Genomic DNA, 16,244 nt, shown 5'->3' with positions numbered 1-16,244 from the left:
CCTCCCGGACTCAGGTGGGCAGCTCGCCGGTCTCGGTCAGCTCCTGCGCGACATCGGCGAGTTTGCGGTTCAGCCGCTGCGACGCCCGCCGCAGCTGGTCGAAGGCGTCGCCGGCGGAGAGGCGCCGGCGTTCCATCAGGATGCCCTTGGCCTGGCCGATGACGTCGCGGGTGCTCAGGGCCCGGTGCAGCGCGGCCTCGCGGCGGTCGATCTCGTCGTGGCGCGTCGCGGTGATCACCGCGATCGCCAGGTACGCGGAGACGATCGAACCGAACTCCTCGTCCTCGTCGCTGAACGCGTCGGCCGTCGCGCCGTAGAGGCTGAACGCGCCGAGCGCCGACCACTGGGCCGGGCGGTGCGCGTACAGGCCGTAGCTGAGGACGGCCGCGACTCCCGCCTCGGCGGCGGTGGCGGCCAGGACCGGCCAGCGCGACGTGGCGGCCAGATCGGGCACGCGGATCGGATCCTCGCTCCGCATCGCCTCCGGCGCGGGGCCGATGCCGGCCGCGAACTGGATGTCGTCGAGCTCGGCGGCGACCGGGTCGCTGGACACCGTGTCGACGACGCGTCCGTGCTGGTGGAGCGTGACGCTCGCGCAGTCGCATCCGGCGACCGCGCCGACGGTGAACTTCACCACCTGGGCGAGCACGTCGCGCACGCTGTCGCTGACGAACAACTGCCGGGCCAGCGGGGCGAAACTGGCGAGCAGCATCGGCCCGTACGCCTGGGCTCCCCACTCCGCCGCGGCCCGGGCCCGCTCGTCGGCCGCGGCGCGGCGGCCGGCCGTGGCCCGCTCCCGCCGGCGCTCCTCGTCGGCGCGCGCCTCGGCCTCCGTCGCCGGGTCGCGCTCGGCGCGCAGCCCGGCCGCCCGCGCCCGGCGGCCGGTCGCTCCCGGCCGGCCGAGGCTCCGTTCCCGGTCCAGCAACCCTCGCTCGCGATCGTCGGCGGCCCGCTCGCGGACCCCGGCGGTCTCGTCACGCTCGTCGGCGACATGGTCGCGTTCGGCGGCCATCTCCTCGCGCTCGGCGGCGACGAAGTCGCGCCGATCGGCCAGCCACGCCGACTCCTCGGGGTCAACGGTCTGCTGCGCCTCGCGGGCGGTCGCGGTCCGCTCGCCCCCGGCGACGCGCAGGACGGCCCGCGCCCGGAGCCGGGCGGCGGCCCGCCGCGTCCGGTTCAGCTCGGCCTCGGCCCGCCGCACCGCGGCCTCGGCCCGGCGCACCGCCGCGTCGGTCGCGGTCGCCTCCGCCGCGATCGCGTCCGCCTCGCCCGTCGCCAGGACGCGGGCCGCCTGGTCGGCCTCGCGCTCGTCCTGCGCGCGCTCCTGCCGATCGGCCATCCGTTCCCGCTCGTCGGCCAGCGTCTCCCGCTCGTCGGCGAGTCGTTCCCGCTCGTCGGCCAGACGCTCGCGCTCGTTCGCGCCGGCCTCCCACAGATCAGCGCGCCGCATCCGTTCCTCCGACGAGAGTTCGGCGCCGGGCGCCGGCGGTTCTTCCTCGTTCACCCGCGCCCCTCCCCCGGAACGTCAGCAACGGCTCCAGCCCCAGTATCTCGAACGCCACCGCCGCCGTGCCGTGCAGCCCGTCGACGAACAGCTGATGGCCCCGGCCGCGGGCCACCTCCCAGGCGGCCACGATGGCACCGATGCAGCTGGCGTCGATGAAGCCGACCTCCGACAGGTCGAGCACGATCGTGGTGGCGGCGCTCGACTCAGCGGCACTCACCAGCCACCGGCGCAGCTCCGCCTCCGTCGCCAGATCGAGCTCGCCGGACAGGTGGATCACGTCGGCGCCATCGACACCCGGACGCGACCAGCCAAGACTGGTTGGTTTGCCAGGGGAAGGTTTTTCGGACACCAGCCATCTCCTCACGGAGCAACGGCTGGATCATCAACCTGCCACCATTCTCGTCCCGGCCGGGACCAACCGCAAGCCGGATCGCCGTATCGTGACCGCGAACCCTAGTCGTGCACCGGCCCCGTGCGAACCTCGATCTTCTCGGTGGGCGGGCCGGCCGCCGCGCGCAGCGCCGCCTCGACGGTGATCGTCACGACCAGGTCGAGGCCGGGCTTGAGCTGCCCGCCGAGCGCCGACCAGAAGTCGGAGTTCTCGCTGCCGTCGCCGCTTCGCAGGCGCAGGGAGGGCAGCGGCCGGATGGTCGCGAACGCCCCGCGCAGATGCTCGGTCTTGATCACCGGGTTCAGCAGCAGCGCGGTCAGCACGTCGCCGAGCAGCGAGTGCTCGTCCCGCACCTCGCTCGTCCACGCGGTCACCAGATAGCGGCAGTCGATCCGGGGCAGCGGATCCCGCCGGAACCGGCGCCCGTCCGGCTCCTCGACGATCATCTCGCCGTAGTCGCGCTCGGCCAGGTTGGGCCGGACGTCCCAGAGATAGAGGTCGACCGTGGGGCGCGAGGACAGCGCCGCCGACCATTCCCCGTCGGGAGCCTCGAACGCCACGTCGACGTCGCGGGCCGGCAGCGGCACCACGTCGCGCAGGAACGCCTCGAGCGTCTCATCCAGCAGGTGCAGCATCGGCATCCCCGGTGACTAGGTCGAAGTAGCGGTCGAACTCTTTCTCCGTGCGCAACCGGCCCAGCTTCTGGAACTCGCGCCGCACCGACAGCACGGCGTGCCGCATGGTGATCGGGGTGTCCTCGGCGGCGGCCAGGAACGCGGCGCCCACCGCGGCGTTGCTGATCACGCCACCGGTGATCTTGAACTGCCGGGCGAGGAACTCGATGTCGAGGTCGGCCACGGGCGCGGTCGGCGGGAACGCGCGGTTCCAGATCTGCCGGCGCTCGGGCTCCTCGGGCGGCACGAAGTCGATCGCCACCGAGATGCGGCGCAGGAACGCGGGGTCGATGTTGCGTTGCAGGTTGGTGGCGAGAACGACCAGGCCGTCGTACGTCTCGAGCCGCTGCAACAGGTACGCGACCTCGATGTTGGCATAGCGGTCGTGCGCGTCGCTGACCTCGGACCGCTTGCCGAACAGCGCGTCCGCCTCGTCGAAGAACAGCACGAGATCGCCGGCCGCGGCCGCGTTGAAGATCCGCTCGAGGTTCTTCTCGGTCTCGCCGATGTACTTGCTGACGACCGCGGAGAGGTCCACCTTGTACAGATCGAGGCCGAGCTCGCCCGCCACCACCTCGGCCGCCAGCGTCTTGCCGGTGCCGGACGGTCCCGCGAAGAGCGCGACCACGCCCGTGCTCGGCCCCGACCGGAAGTGCCACTTGCCGTAGACGGTGTCGCGCCAGCGGTGCCGCTCGGAGAGCTCGCGCAGCTGAACCGCGTCCTCGGGCGGCAGAATAAGGTCTTCCCAGGTGCGGCGCGGCCGGATCCGCACGGCCACCCCGTCGAGGTGCCCACCGGCGAGCCGGCGCACGGCCGGCGAGATCAGCCCACTGTCGGACCTCGCGGCGGCGGCCACCAACTTCAACTGCTCACGACTGAGCCGGTACGCGGGGTCCGGCTCCCGCCCGAGCAGGGCCCGCCAGTCCTCGGCGCCGGCCGCCCCGTCGTGCACGGCGATCTCCTGCCAGGGCCGCTCCGGGATCGACTCGAGGGGCTGCTCGCCGGCCGAGCTCAGCACCCAGTCGAGGTGCGTGGTCCGCTCGATGACGTCCCGCCCGGCCGGGGTGAGGGCCTGGTCCAGCTCGATGACCACGGCCCGCTCGGCGATGGTCGCCTCGCGGATCACCGCCCGCCAGGCCGCATCCGACTCCGGTGGCGGGGTGATCAGCAGTCCGCCGTGGGCGATCGCGTGGAGGCGGCTTTCCCGGTCACCGCCGTGAACGAGCGTCAAGCCCCCGCCACGCCCGTCGCCGCCGCGCCCGCCGTCGCGGCCGCGCCCGCCGTCGCCGCCGCGCCCACCCTCGCCGCCGCGCCCCATCTTCCCGCCCGATTTTTCGGGATTTATCGCGGTTCTGCGTGATGTGCCGGGCGGGAGGTCGGGGTCGGGTGAGTCGTCGCCGCTCAGGTGCCAGATCAGGCGGGCGGCCGGCTCGGCCACCAGCGTCGCCCACGGGCCCTCCCCCGTGACCTTGGCCAGGGCGGCGCGGATCAGGCCGCCGCCCGGCGCGAGCGCCCGCACGCCGCGGTGCTCCTTCTCGGTGAAGATGCGGCCGAGCGTCGCCAGCGTCAGCCGCGGCAACTGCACCGAATCCTGGATGTACGCCACGAGCCGCTGCCGGGCCGGCGACATCTCGACGGCGAGCAGCAGCGCCAGCACCTCGGCCTCGTCGCGGTCGAGGCCGGCCGCCGCCACCACCTCGTGGAACCGGCCCTCCCCGGCGAACCCGGCCCGCGCGGCGGCGACCGGCGCGGCCGCACCGGCGCGCACGGCGGTGACCCGCTCCGGCCCCGGACCGTCGAGCCCGGGCAACGTCGCGAGCAGCCGCTCGACCTCCTCGTCGGCCACGTACAGCCCGGCGAAGTCGCGCGGCGGCCGCCCCTCGGCGAGGCGGCAGATCAAGGCCTCGCGCTGGAGCAACGCGTCGGCGAGAACGATCCACTGGTCGGCCACGGGCGGCTCAGATCACGCCTTCCCGGGTGGCGACGGCGACCGCCTGCGCCCGGGTGCGGCAGTTCAGCTTGGTCAGCACGTCGTGGACCACGTTCTTCACGGTGCGCTCGGAGAAGCACAGGTCCTCGGCGATGCCGCGGGTGTCCATGCCGTCGGCCAGCAGCCGCAGCACCGAGCGCTCCCGCGTGTTCAGCCCGGCCGGGCCGAGGTGCGAGGTCTGGGTGACGTGCAGCAGCAGGCGGGACAGCATGTCGGCGGGGAGCGCGACGTTTCCGGCCACGACCGATCGCAGGCTGGTGACCAGCGAGTCGGCGGTGAGCGTGCGGTGCGGGAGGATCGCGCTGACCCCGGCGTCGACCATCTCGCGAACGGCCTGCTCGGTGGGGTCGCGGACGGTGGCGACCAGGCGGATGCCGCGGCCGTCGGCCAGGCGCACGGCCCGGCGCAGGGTGGGTCCCGCGTACTCGAAGACGAGCACGTCGAGATCGGCGATCGCCGGCTCGGGGGACAGCGCCGAGCTCTCGCCGCGGACGACGAACTCGGCCTGTTGCAGGCATGCGGCCATGCCCCGCCGGACAATGGCGTGGCTGTCGTCGATCCAAACGGTCGGTGGCCGGTTTGAGATCATGCGTTCCCCCTGGTCAGCGCCCGGTGCGCGGGCGACTGCCAAGACATGATGGCCCTCGAATGTCGATCAAAACAATAGCTCGATCGGCTCTGTCGTTGATCCAACTCTGCTGCCCCTTTCGCTGCCCTTTCGTGCAACCCGGTCGGCCCGTATACAGAGTGGAATACGGTGTCTACCCTCGTGACATGCCGAGGTACTCCGCCGAACAGATCTACGGCTTCGCCCGCCGGGCAGGCTTCTCGCCGGACGAGTCGGCCACCATGACCGCCATCGCGCTGGCCGAGTCGGGCGGCAACAGCAAGTCGCACAACCCGCACGGCGAGGACAGCCGCGGCCTGTGGCAGATCAACGCGAAGGCCCACCCGAACTTCCTGACCAAGTACAACCTCTACGACCCGGTCGACAACGCCAAGGCCGCGTTCGAGGTCTCGCACGGCGGCAACGACGTGTCACCGTGGACGACCACGCACGGCGGTCTCAGCTCGCGTTACGTGCGGTTCAAAGAGGACGCCGAGTCGGCCGCCGTGGCGTACGGCGACGGACCGGGCCGCGGCATGTGGACGGGCACGAGGGGGTACGGCGATCACGTCTCCGCGTCCGCGGGCGACGACCCGGCCGGGGCCCCGGTGCACGACGTCGCCGGCACACCGCTGGCCTTCGCCTCGGCCCCGACGGCCGCCACCGTGGCCGCGCCCGGTGGCAACGCCTCGCTCGACACATTCCTGAAGGTTGCCAAGGCGCAAATTGGTGACCGGTACGTCTTCGGCGCCGAGGTCAAGCTGAGTGACCCCAATCCGTCAGTTTTCGATTGCTCGGAATTCACGCAATGGGCCGCGTTCCAGGCCGGCGCGAAAATCCCCGACGGCGCGACCGCGCAATACATGTTCTTCAAGCAAAAAGGGATGCTGATCGACCCGGCCAAGGCCAAGGACACGCCGGGCGCGCTGCTGTTCCACTTCGACCGTGAGCCGCGTCCCGGCGACGGCCGCGCCCCCGGCGCGCACGTGGCGATCAGCCTCGGCAACGGCAAGGTGGTCGAGGCGGCCAACCCCCGGGTCGGTGTGCGCGAGTCCAACGCCGGCGACCGGTTCGACTTCGCGGCCGTCATCCCCGGCATCTCGGACGGCAGCGCCACCCCGATCGCCAACCCGGTGATGACCCCGCTGTCGCAGCTCGTGCCGCAGGCGACGCTGCCGGTGGCGCCGCCGCCACCGCCGCCGCAGCTCGGCGGCCCGGACAGCGACAACGACGGGCTCAGCGACGCGCTCGAGCGGCGCTTCGGCCTCGATCCGCTGCGGGCCGACACCGACGGCGACAACCTGACCGACGCGCAGGAGCTGGTCACCTACGGGACGGACGCCCGCAAGGCGGACAGCGACGGCGACGGGCTCAACGACGCCTTCGAGCTGGCCCAGGGCCTCGACCCGCGCTCGCCCGACTCGGACGCCGACGGGCACATGGACGGCGCGCTCACCCCGATCGCGCAGACCGACTCCGACCGCGATGGCCTCGACGACAACCTCGAGCGGGTGCTGGGCTTCAACGCGCAGCTGGCCGACTCCGACTCGGACGGCTTCAGCGACGCGCTGGAGTACCACTCGGGCTCGAACGCGCTGGATCCCAACGACAACCCGCTGCTGCACCCGCACGGCGCCGGCCAGAACGCGCTGGGCCAGAACCCGCTGGGCCAGCAGAATCCCCTGGGCCAAAATCCGCTCGGCCAGAACCCGTTGGGTCAAAATCCGCTGGGCCAGCAGACGGCTTTCGGACAGCAGGCGGCTTTCGGACAGGCCTCCGTCCCGGGCGCCGGGGGGCAGCCCGGCTACCTCGACCCGAACGAGCAGATACCGGGCGGTCAGCTAGCCGACGTCCACGATCTTCCTTGACGGGGTTGATGCGACGATCGTGGACGTGGAGCTGACCCTGCCCGACGAGCCCGTGGCGCTCGCGCCCGGCGTGCCGACCCGCGTGCCCGTGCGGCTGCGTAACCCGTACGCCCAGCCGCTCGAACTGCGGATCTTCCTGGCGCGCGGGCGGGCGGCCGCGTGGGCCTCGGTCGAGCCGTCGGCGATCAGCCTCGGGCCGGGCGAGAGCACCGAGGTCGCCGTCGTCCTGCGCACCCCGCCCGAGCAGCCGCCCAGCTCCTCGCTGATCCCGTTCTCGGTGCACGCCGAGGAGGCGGAGACGGGCGAGCCGGCCGGGTTCGCGACGGCCTTGCTCAAGGTGGCGCTGCCCAACCCGGTCACCGGGCAACTGCATGCGAAATCCGGGCCCAAGCACGCGTACGACCTGATGCTGTCGAACGACACCCGGACGGCGGCGCCGTTGCGGATCGTCGCCCAGCTCGACCCGCCGTCGGGATCGGTGACGGTGGAACCGGACGCGGTGCTGCTCGAGCCGGGCATGTCGGCCGTCGTCGCGGTCAAGGCCCGGCCGTCGCGCCCGTTCACCGGCTCGGCCAAGCCGTTCGCGGTCGTCGTGAAGGCCACCGACGCCTACGACTCGGACCGGGAGCCCTATCTCACCGAGGTCGCCCACGGAACGCGCAAGCCGCTGGTGCCGACGCTGGTCGTCGGCGCGCTCGCGGTGCTGCTGGCCCTCGGCGCCACCGCCGGGATCGCGCTGAACGGCGGCGGCCGGCACAAGCTGTTCTCGCTGGGTCGCAAGTCCGACACCCCGGCCGCCGCCGTGACGCCGGCGACGGTCGGGCGGCCGTACGCGCTGATCGATGTTTTTCCGCATAAGGGCGCCGATGGGGGCAAGGCCGCCGCCGAGAACGCGAAGGCCAAGCTCGCCGCGCAGGGGATGCCGGTGCGGCTGGTGGACAGCCTCGCCTCGGACGTGCTGTCGGACGAGAACGGCGGCTTCTGGGTGCTGTTGCAGGACGGCTTCGCCGGTCCGGAGCAGGCCGAGGCCTACTGTGCGCAATGGCGGGCGGTCGCGCCGAAATGCAGGGTCACTTCCTAGGAGTCATATATGCAGTACGGCTTGGGTGTCGATCTCGGCACCACGCAGACCGCGGCCGCGGTCCGGGTGGACGGCCGGGTCGAGGTCGTGCGCCTCGGCAGCCGCCGGGCCGAGATCCCGTCGCTGGTCTTCGTCAAGCCGGACGGGGGCCTGCTGATCGGTGAGGCCGCCGAGCGCCGCGGCCAGGCCGAGCCGAACCGGCTGGCGCGCGAGTTCAAGCGCCGGATGGGCGACCCGGTGCCGATCCTGGTCGGGGGCTCGCCGTTCTCGGCCCACGCGCTGACCGCCAAGCTGCTCAGGCACGTGCTCGACACGGTCACCCAGAACCAGGAGGGCCCGCCGGCGGCCGTCACCGTGACCCATCCAGCGAACTGGGGACCGTACAAGAAGGAGCAGCTGGAGCAGGCCATCCGCCTGGCCGACGCCGGCGCGGTGACGCTGCGCACCGAGCCCGAGGCGGCGGCGCTCCAGCACGCGACCGCCCGCCGGATCGCTCCCGGCGAGACCGTGGCCGTCTACGACCTGGGCGGCGGCACGTTCGACGCGGCGGTGCTGCGCCGCGAGGGCGAGGGTTTCGTCCTGCTCGGCGAGCCCGAGGGCGTGGAGGCGCTGGGCGGCATCGACTTCGACGAGGCCGTCTTCGGTCACGTGCTGGGCGTGCTCGGCAGCATGGCCGACGGCATCGACCCGGCCGACCCCGAGGCGGTGGCGGCCCTGTCCCGCCTGCGCCGCGACTGCGTGGACGCCAAGGAGGCCCTGTCCTTCGACACCGAGACGATGATCCCGGTGGCGTTGCCCGGCCTGCACACCCGCGTGCGTCTGAACCGCTCCGAACTGGAAGCGATGATCACCCCCTCCCTCGAGGAGACGATCACCGCGACCCAGCGCGCCCTGCGCGGCGCCGGCGTGGTCCCCGAGCAGCTGAGCGCCGTCCTGCTGGCCGGCGGCTCGTCCCGCATCCCGCTGGTGAGCGAGCTCCTGTCGACGGAGTTCCAGCGCCCGGTGATCGGCGACCCGCACCCCGAGCACAGCATCGCCATGGGCGCCGCGGTCTCGACGGCGGCCAGGCTGGGCGGCGCTTCCCCGTTCTCGGGCGCGGTGCCTCCGCCGCGGGGCGCGGGCGACTCCCGCGGGCCGGATCGCACGCTCGTGGACGCGCCACCGACCGGCGGCTACTCGGCGGTGTCGTCTCCGCAGCGCCCCGGCGCGTCTCCGCAGGGCAGCGCGACCGCATCTCCCCAGCGCGGGGGAACCGCATCTCCCCAGCGCGGCGGGACCCCGGCCGGCGCGGGCGCGGCGGGCACGGGCGCGGCGGGCGCGGGCGCTGCGGGCGCGGCGGGCGCGGGCGTGGCGGGCGCGGCGGGCGCGGGCGTGGCGGGCGCGGCGGGCGCGGGCGTGGCGGGCGCGGCGGGCGCGGGCGTGGCGGGCGCGGCCGGCGGATTCGCCGCCGGCGCGGGCGGATCAGCCGCCGAAGGCGCACCCGGCCAGGTGGTCAATGGGGGCGGGCCCACCACGTCGGCCTACCCTTCGACCCCGGCATACGGCGACCCGGCCTATGGCGGCAACGCCCCGACCAGCGGCGCGGGCCCGGTCAACAGCGCACCGCCGTATGGCAACAGCGCACCGCCTTATGGCGGCAACGCCCCGGCCAGCGGCGCACCCGCCTACGGCGGCAACGCACCCGCAAGCGGCACCCCTTACGGCAACGCACCCGCGAGCGGCGCGCCCGCATACGGCGGCAACGCACCCGCAAGCGGAAGCCCCTACGGCAACGCCCCCGCCAGCGGCGCGCCCTATGGCAACGCACCCGGCAGCGGCGCGCCCTACGGCAATGCGCCCGGCGGCGGCGCGCCGGTCTCGTTCTCGCGCGGGGCCGCGTCGATCCCCGGCGCCACGCCGGCGTCGGCGCCCGCGGGTGGTGCTCCGGGCGTACCGGGAAATGGCGGAACCAACATCCCCTGGCCGCCACCACCGCTTCCGGCGCCTCCTGGCGGCGGGAAACGCAACGTCGCCCGGATCGTCGCGTTCGCCGCGCTGGCCGTCGCCCTGCTCGCGGGCGGAACCACCGCCGCCCTGGTGCTCCTCAACAAGAAGGACGACACCACCGGCGCCACGCCGCCGGCCCACGCGCCGACCTCGCAGGCCGCGAAACCGGTGGCCGCCCTCCCGACCGACGCCATGCTGATCCGCGTCGACACCGGGCCGGCCGACAAGGGGCCGCTGCGGTACCCGCGCGTCTACTACTTCACGCCCGGCAGCGACACCCGCACGCTGCTCCCGAACACCGTGGTCGGCGACCTGCTGCCGAAGTGGTCGCACACGCGGGACCAGATCGCGATCACGCACATCACCGAGGACGGCAAGAGCTCGATCTACGTCATGAACAAGGACGGGTCGGACCGCCACCTGGTCGTCGACAACGGCGGTGGCCGCGCCGCCTGGTCGGCCGACGACCAGAAGATCGCGTTCGTCCGCGTGCTCGGCGACACGCCCCAGCTCATGGTGCTCGATCTCGCGTCGAAGCAGGTCAAGCGGCTCACGTTCGGGCCCGGCGTCAAGGAGGACCCGATGTGGTCCCCGGACGGCAAGAAGATCCTCTACTGGGTCTGGCACGACGACACCAAGGAGGTCTACGAGCTCGACGTGGCCAACCCGAAGGAGCCCGGCCACCAGATCACCGGCGCCGACCTGGGACCGGCCAACGATCCCGCCTACTCCCCCGACGGCAAGCAGATCCTGTTCATCCGCGAGACCAGCACCGCGACCTCGGACGTCTGGATGATCGGCGCCGACGGCAAGAACGCGCACCGGGTCACCACCAACCCGGCCCGTGAGATCGACCCGACCTGGTCGCCGGACGGCAAGTGGATCTCGTTCACCCGCGGGGACTTCGGCCACCCCACGATCGTCGTCGCGCGCCCCGACGGCAGCGACGAGCAGGTCCTCACCAAGAACGGCGCGCGCGAGGCGGATTCCTGCTGGTTCTAGGCGCGGGCGAGGACCGCCTCGCAGCTGCGGGTCACGGCGCGGGCGGCCATCTTGAGCTCGCGCGGCGAGAACGGATGCTCGGCGATTCCCTGCCAGCGCGTCAGTGCCTCGCGCGCCGCCGCCGCTATGCGCTCGGGGGCGGCATCCGAGGGCAGACCCATGCGCGTGTACGGCGCCCCGCCCGCCCCGCCGAGCAGGGCGTCCATCTCGGCCAGCTGGTCGTCGGTGCCCGGCAGGCGGCCCGAGCGCACCTGGTGCAACAGCCGCAGCTCGACGAACTCGTGGGCACTGGCCCGGATCCGCTCCGCCTCGCCGGCCAGCACCGACCCGTGCGGGATGCACTCGTCGAGCACCGCCAGCGCCGACCGCGCCTTGAGCACCTCGCTGCGCTCGACGAACTGCGCCGCGAACACCTCCCGCAGCTTGTCGATGCCACTGTGCTCGGTCAGCTCCCGGGCCAGCCCGCCGGAGTCGGCGACCGTGCCCTCCCGGATCAGCCGCACCGACAGCCGCACCCCGAACAGCCCGAGCCGGTCCAGCACCCGGGCCCGCGCCTCGCTCGAGGCGGCGAACCGGTCGGCGGTCAGCAGCAGCTCGACCACGTCGGCCATCGGCTCGGCCGCGACGGCGGCCAGCACCCGGTACTCCTCCTCGCGCAGGGTCGCCCCGGCCGCGCCGAGCAGCCCGGCCACCGGCACCACCACCGGGCAGAGCCGCCGCAGCCGCTCGTCGGTGGCGTAGCGGGCCGCGACCCGGGCGGCCGAGCTCATCGCGTCGAGCCGGCACCCGCCGATCTCGTCGGCCCGGGACAGCACGCCGACCGCGTTGACCGGCGTCCCGCTGGACAGCCCGTCGCCGTGGAACGACTCGAGGAACCGGACGTCGCTGCCGTGCATGTGCCGCAGCAGGTAGATGACGGCGTCGGTCTGCGCCGCCCGCTCCCCCTCGGCATCGAGGAACGCCATGGTCCGCAGCGAGACGTCGGTGGAGAGCGAGGCGATCCCGGGGGTGTCGATCAGCGTGTGCCGGCGCAGGCGGCTGCTCGGCACCCGCACCTCGAGGTGGTCGACCTGCTCGGCCGGCCGGCCCAGGTTGATCTGCACGGCGCCGTCGCGGCGGGTGAACGGCCGCGGCTCCGACGTCCCGTCGGCGAGGAAGGCGGTCACCGAGTAGGTGCGCCCGTCCGCGTACCAGGTGACGATCCGGGTGCACTCGCCCGCGTCGGTGGGCGCCAGCTCCTCGCCGACCAGGGCGTTGAGCAGCGTCGACTTGCCGGCCTTGACCTTGCCGGCGATGGCCACCCGCAGCGGCTCGTCGATCCGCTGCCGGGCCTCCGCGAGCCGCCCGTCGCGGGTCTCGGCGATGGCCCGGTCCAGCAGCACCCGCACCTGGTCGAGGAGGCTCATGCCGCGAGCCGGTCCAGACGGCGGCGCTGCTCGGCGAGCTGACCGGCCCGGCGCTCGCGCTGCTCCGGGGGCAGCTCGGCGATCTCCCGCACCGCGGCGGCGGTCGCGGCGGCCGACCGTTCGAGGGCCTGGGCGCGGGTGGCGAACTCGTCCCGCAGGAACCGCTGCGTCCGGCGGACCGCCTCCCGGCAATCCCGCCCGACGTGGAAGCCGACGTCGTCCACGTACCGCCGCAACTCGCTCTTGGCCTGAAGCCGGCGCTGCTGCACCTGCCGCTCCCGTTCGCTCTTGATCATCCGCCGGCCGAGCGTCATGCCCGCCAGCAGCCCGAGCGGCGCGACGGCGAGGCTGAAGAACGCGCCCACCGCGCCGACCATGGCGATGCCGCCGTACGTCACGCGGGCGGCGGTGAACGCGCCCAGGAACTGCTGCACGCCCGACTTCTGGAAGCTCACGTCGAGCTCGTCGACCTTGCGCAGGGCCAGCTCGGGCGCGGGCAGGTCGACGTCGAGGCTGTCGTACTCGAGGCCGAACCGCTCGGCGACGTCGTGCGCGAGCTGCTCGGTGCGGGTGACCAGGAGCATGAGGTTTTCGACCGCGGCCGCGGCGGCCTCCCGTGCCGCCCACGCCTGGAAGTCGCGCCACGTCTCCTTCGGATCGGACTCGTCGATCAGGTCCTCGCCGCGGCGGACCATCAGGCGCAGCCGCTCGCGCAGGTCGTGCTCGATGTCGGAGCTGAGGTCCTGGATGCCATCGCCGAGCACGGTCTGCCACGAGCCGCCGGCCAGCCAGGCGCTGCGCCGCGTCTTCTCGGCGTAGCGGCGGACGACCTCGGGGCTCTTCGCCGGCGTCTCGGCCACGACCTGCTCGGCCTCGACCCGCTCCCGCAGCTGGGACACGACGAACGCCAGCTCGGCCCGGGCGGCCTCGACCTTGGTGGCGGCGGCCGCGCCGAGCACGTCGCGGCGCAGCACGTCGACCAGGCGCGGGAAGCCGGACTCCTCGTTGAGCTGGGTGGAGTCGCGGGCCTGCGCGCGCATCCGCAGGAACGAGGAGACCGCGACGATCGGGACGTTCAGCCCGGCCCGCTCCAGGTGCCCCTGGTTGATCTCGACGATCCGGCGCCACTCGCCGTAGAGGTCGGTCTTGGTGATCACGCAGAACGCCCGCGGGCACCGCTCGAGGGCCCGCCGCAGGAAGTCGACCTCGGGCGCGGTGAGCTCCTGCGCCGCGTCGGTCACGAACAGGGCCGCGCCGGCCAGCGCCAGCGCGCCGAGCGTCAGGTTTCCCTGGGCCGAGTCGAGCCCGCCCACGCCCGGGGTGTCGATGATCGACAGTCCGGCCCCGAGCAGCCGCCGGTCAAGTCGCACCTCCACGCCGCGCGGCGCCGGGTCGCCACCGCCCTCGGTGATGTGCCGCCGCAGCTCGTCGAAGTCGATCGGCACCGGCTCGATCGACCCGTCCTCGCCCTGCACCTGCAGGAACGCCGAGGGTGGCCGGCCGTACCGCAGGATGGTCGGCACCGCGGTGACGATGTCGGCGTCGACCGGGCAGATGTCGGTGCGCAGCAGGGCGTTGACCAGGGTGCTCTTGCCCTGCTTGAACTCGCCGACGACGGCGACCGTGGCCTCTTCGGACCGCAGGCGCTCGGCGGCGAGGTCGAGCCGGGCGACCAGGTCGGTGCGGTGGGCGGCCTCGGCGAGGGCCCGGGCGTCGGCCAGCCCGGCGGCGATGTCGCCGCCCGCCTGCCCGGCCCGCGCGCCCGTGGAGGTCACCGTCGCCACCAGTCCTGCCCCTTTCTCTCCGGTCCGGACCCATTCTCCACGGTCGGCACCACCGCCCTCGAGGGACGGCTTCGCCGGGAACGATCAGCTTGGGCGCATGGCGGATTCGGTTCAATCCCCGTTCCGGATGGCTTGCCGGCCGGACGGATTTCCGACACCCCCGGAATGTCATCGATGTGCGACGTTATCCCCGTTCGACCGGTAGGCGCGGGACCGTACGGCCACTACCATCCGTTGTGCCGTCACCAAAGACCCTCCGCACGTACCTCGCGGCACGGCACCCCGCGAGGTGCGTGCGGAGCCCCGGCCCACTCCCGCGGCACCCTACTGGCGAGTAGATTGCGGGAGGTGACGCACGAGGTCTTCAACCAGCCGCCGCCCCTGGTCGACTACGACGTGTCGGCCGACGCCGCGCTGCTCGCGGGCGTCGCACGGGAGGGCGCGCCGTGGGCCGTCGGCGATCTCCACCGGCTGGGCAAGCTGGCCGGGACGGCCGAGCCGCAGAAGTGGGCCGACGAGGCCAACCGCCACGAGCCGCGCCTGCTCACCCACGACCGCTACGGCCACCGCGTCGACGAGGTCGAGTTCCACCCCGCGTGGCACCGGCTGATGGGCGTCGCGGTGGGCGCGGGCCTGGCCGGCGCCGCCTGGGCCGACGATCGCCCGGGCGCGCACGTCGCACGGGCGGCCGGCCTCTTCGTCTGGTCTCAGGTCGAGGCGGGCCACTCCTGCCCCATTTCCATGACTTACGCCGTTATTCCGGCTTTGCGCAACAATTCGGACTTGTCGGTAATGTACGAGCCGCTGCTCGCCAGCCGCGAATACGATCCGGGGCTCCGGACGCCGTCCACCAAGAGCGGCCTGCTCGCCGGCATGGGCATGACGGAGAAACAGGGCGGTTCCGACGTACGCGCGAACACGACCACCGCCACCCCGACCGGCGACGGCACCTGGCGCCTGCGCGGCCACAAGTGGTTCACCAGCGCTCCCATGTGCGACCTGTTCCTCGTACTGGCGCAGACCGGTTCTGGTTTGTCGTGCTTCATGGTGCCGAGAGTCCTGCCCGACGGCACCCGCAACACGTTCCGGATCCAGCGCCTCAAGGACAAGCTCGGCAACCGCAGCAACGCCAGCAGCGAGCCCGAGTTCGACGACACCGTGGCCTGGCTGGTCGGCGAGGAGGGCCGCGGCGTCCGCACCATCATCGAGATGGTCGCGATGACCCGCCTCGACTGCGTCACCGGCTCGGCGTCGGGCATGCGGGCCGCCCTCAACCAGGCCATCCACCACACCCGGCACCGTTCCGCCTTCGGCAAGCTGCTCGCCGACCAGCCCGCCATGCGCAACGTGCTGGCCGACCTGGCCCTCGAGTCGGAGGCCGCCACCGTCCTGGCGATGCGCCTGGCCGGCGCCGTCGACCGTGACGAGCAGGCGTTCAAGCGGCTGGCCATCGCCGTCGGCAAGTACTGGGTCTGCAAGCGCCAGCCGGTCGTGGTCGGCGAGGCGCTGGAGTGCCTGGGCGGCAACGGCTACGTCGAGGATTCCGGGCTTCCGCGCCTCTACCGGGACGCCCCGCTCAACTCGATCTGGGAGGGCTCGGGCAACGTGCAGGCGCTCGACGTCCTGCGCACCCTGGCCCGCGACCCGGACAATCTGGAGGCGTTGCTGGCCGAGACCACCGCGGCGGCCGGCGCCGACCGGCGCCTCGACACCGCGGTGGCCGGTCTGAAGCAGGCGGCGACCTCGGAGGGCCAGGCCCGCCGCGTGGTCGAACGGATGGCGCTGGTGTTGCAGGGGGCGCTGCTGGTGCGGCACGCGCCGGCCGAGGTGGCCGACGCGTTCTGTGCCACCCGGCTGGGCGGCGACTGGGGTCACGCCTTCGGCACCCTGCCCGACGCGGTGGACACCGCCGCGATCGTGGAACGCGCCGCTCCCGCCTAGCAACCCG

11 protein-coding genes are annotated in these 16,244 nt (G+C 73.3%); 4 read left to right on the top strand and 7 right to left on the bottom strand.

What is annotated here, in order from left to right; translation table 11 throughout:
- Positions 1–10 precede the first annotated feature (10 nt).
- From ACZ6TB_RS07940 to ACZ6TB_RS07920, 5 genes are all read right to left on the bottom strand, one after another.
- Positions 11–1,450 (bottom strand): ANTAR domain-containing protein, encoded by a 1,440-nt coding sequence (locus tag ACZ6TB_RS07940; protein WP_465551858.1) that lies wholly within the window; start codon positions 1,448–1,450, stop codon positions 11–13.
- On the bottom strand, positions 1,437–1,856 hold the full coding sequence (locus ACZ6TB_RS07935; RefSeq protein WP_465551856.1) for an STAS domain-containing protein: 420 nt from the start codon (positions 1,854–1,856) through the stop codon (positions 1,437–1,439). The genes ACZ6TB_RS07940 and ACZ6TB_RS07935 overlap by 14 nt, the downstream gene beginning before the upstream one ends.
- A gap of 104 nt (positions 1,857–1,960) precedes the next feature.
- Positions 1,961–2,539 carry a Pvc16 family protein gene (locus ACZ6TB_RS07930; protein WP_465551854.1) on the bottom strand — a complete coding sequence of 193 codons (579 nt, stop codon included), beginning with the start codon at positions 2,537–2,539 and terminating at the stop codon, positions 1,961–1,963.
- On the bottom strand, positions 2,514–4,523 hold the full coding sequence (locus ACZ6TB_RS07925; RefSeq protein ID WP_465551852.1) for an ATP-binding protein: 2,010 nt from the start codon (positions 4,521–4,523) through the stop codon (positions 2,514–2,516). The genes ACZ6TB_RS07930 and ACZ6TB_RS07925 overlap by 26 nt, the downstream gene beginning before the upstream one ends.
- A 7-nt stretch (positions 4,524–4,530) precedes the next feature.
- Entirely contained in the window at positions 4,531–5,151 is a 621-nt protein-coding gene (locus ACZ6TB_RS07920; RefSeq protein WP_465551850.1) for a response regulator transcription factor, read from the bottom strand.
- A 185-nt stretch (positions 5,152–5,336) separates the two neighbouring features.
- On the opposite strand from ACZ6TB_RS07920, the gene ACZ6TB_RS07915 reads away from it, so the two are divergent.
- Genes ACZ6TB_RS07915 through ACZ6TB_RS07905 form a run of 3 tightly spaced genes read left to right on the top strand, consistent with a single transcriptional unit; the run spans position 5,337 to position 11,106 of the window.
- Positions 5,337–7,037 carry a transglycosylase SLT domain-containing protein gene (locus tag ACZ6TB_RS07915; protein ID WP_465551848.1) on the top strand — a complete coding sequence of 567 codons (1,701 nt, stop codon included), beginning with the start codon at positions 5,337–5,339 and terminating at the stop codon, positions 7,035–7,037.
- Positions 7,038–7,062: 25 nt separating this feature from the next.
- The gene (locus tag ACZ6TB_RS07910) at positions 7,063–8,118 is read left to right on the top strand and encodes a COG1470 family protein (protein ID WP_465551846.1); all 1,056 of its coding nucleotides are present in this window, start codon (positions 7,063–7,065) and stop codon (positions 8,116–8,118) included.
- Between the two features lie 9 nt (positions 8,119–8,127).
- A complete protein-coding gene (locus ACZ6TB_RS07905) occupies positions 8,128–11,106 on the top strand; it encodes an Hsp70 family protein (RefSeq protein WP_465551844.1) in 2,979 nt (992 codons plus the stop codon).
- Here ACZ6TB_RS07905 and ACZ6TB_RS07900 read toward each other — a convergent pair.
- Both ACZ6TB_RS07900 and ACZ6TB_RS07895 read right to left on the bottom strand, forming a co-directional pair.
- Positions 11,103–12,512, bottom strand: a complete 1,410-nt coding sequence (locus tag ACZ6TB_RS07900; RefSeq protein WP_465551842.1) for a dynamin family protein — start codon at positions 12,510–12,512, stop codon at positions 11,103–11,105. The two genes, ACZ6TB_RS07905 and ACZ6TB_RS07900, sit on opposite strands and share 4 nt — an antisense overlap.
- Entirely contained in the window at positions 12,509–14,296 is a 1,788-nt protein-coding gene (locus tag ACZ6TB_RS07895) for a dynamin family protein (protein ID WP_465551840.1), read from the bottom strand. Before ACZ6TB_RS07895 ends, ACZ6TB_RS07900 begins: the two co-directional genes overlap by 4 nt.
- A gap of 348 nt (positions 14,297–14,644) precedes the next feature.
- On the opposite strand from ACZ6TB_RS07895, the gene ACZ6TB_RS07890 reads away from it, so the two are divergent.
- On the top strand, positions 14,645–16,237 hold the full coding sequence (locus tag ACZ6TB_RS07890; protein WP_465551838.1) for an acyl-CoA dehydrogenase family protein: 1,593 nt from the start codon (positions 14,645–14,647) through the stop codon (positions 16,235–16,237).
- The last annotated feature ends 7 nt before the right edge of the window (positions 16,238–16,244 follow it).

The organism is Actinoplanes sp. NPDC051537, from assembly GCF_055586105.1.
The sequence above is the reverse complement of the archived record's forward strand: the minus strand, read 5'-3'. Positions and strand labels throughout refer to the sequence as shown.

What these genes read in the sequence shown, in the direction of transcription:
- ACZ6TB_RS07915 (WP_465551848.1), top strand. Translation starts at nt 5,337, where the DNA reads ATGCCGAGGTACTCCGCCGAACAGATCTACGGCTTCGCCCGCCGGGCA.
- ACZ6TB_RS07930 (WP_465551854.1), bottom strand. Translation starts at nt 2,539, where the DNA reads ATGCCGATGCTGCACCTGCTGGATGAGACGCTCGAGGCGTTCCTGCGC.
- ACZ6TB_RS07940 (WP_465551858.1), bottom strand. Translation starts at nt 1,450, where the DNA reads ATGCGGCGCGCTGATCTGTGGGAGGCCGGCGCGAACGAGCGCGAGCGT.
- ACZ6TB_RS07920 (WP_465551850.1), bottom strand. Translation starts at nt 5,151, where the DNA reads ATGATCTCAAACCGGCCACCGACCGTTTGGATCGACGACAGCCACGCC.
- ACZ6TB_RS07905 (WP_465551844.1), top strand. Translation starts at nt 8,128, where the DNA reads ATGCAGTACGGCTTGGGTGTCGATCTCGGCACCACGCAGACCGCGGCC.
- ACZ6TB_RS07900 (WP_465551842.1), bottom strand. Translation starts at nt 12,512, where the DNA reads ATGAGCCTCCTCGACCAGGTGCGGGTGCTGCTGGACCGGGCCATCGCC.